A 642-nucleotide genomic window follows, 5' to 3' on the forward strand; every position below is an offset into this window, starting at 1 on the left:
CACTATCGGTCACTAGAGAGTATTTAGCCTTAGGAGATGGTCCTCCCAGATTCCGACGGAATTTCACGTGCTCCGTCGTACTCAGGATCCACTCAAGAGAGACAACATTTTCGACTACAGGATTATTACCTTCTTTGATTCATCTTTCCAGATGATTCGTCTAATGTCGTCCTTTGTAACTCCGTATAGAGTGTCCTACAACCCCAACAAGCAAGCTTGTTGGTTTGGGCTCTTCCCGTTTCGCTCGCCGCTACTAAGGGAATCGAATTTTCTTTCTCTTCCTCCGGGTACTAAGATGTTTCAGTTCTCCGGGTGTGCCTTCTGATATGCTATGTATTCACATATCGATAACATGACATAACTCATGCTGGGTTTCCCCATTCGGAAATCTCTGGATCAAAGCTTACTTACAGCTCCCCAAAGCATATCGTCGTTAGTAACGTCCTTCATCGGCTTCTAGTGCCAAGGCATCCACCGTGCGCCCTTAATAACTTAATCTATGTTTCCACCATTTTTATAAGTCAAACGTTAACATACGGCTTCGTTTTCATTATTTTAAATGCTCATTTACATAAGTAAACTCTGCTTTAAAATAATTTAACTCATTGTCTGCTAAACGTTTTCTTTTATAAAAAGATTTAA

Annotated in this window: 1 rRNA gene; it reads right to left on the reverse strand. The window is 41.0% G+C overall.

Annotated elements, in window-relative coordinates:
* Window positions 1–498: ribosomal RNA gene (locus JV528_RS14560) — 23S ribosomal RNA — on the reverse strand; the annotation flags it as partial.
* Window positions 499–642: the final 144 nt, after the last annotated feature.

It is taken from the genome of Staphylococcus sp. GDB20D11A (assembly GCF_016893255.1).
Classification (GTDB): domain Bacteria; phylum Bacillota; class Bacilli; order Staphylococcales; family Staphylococcaceae; genus Staphylococcus; species Staphylococcus aureus.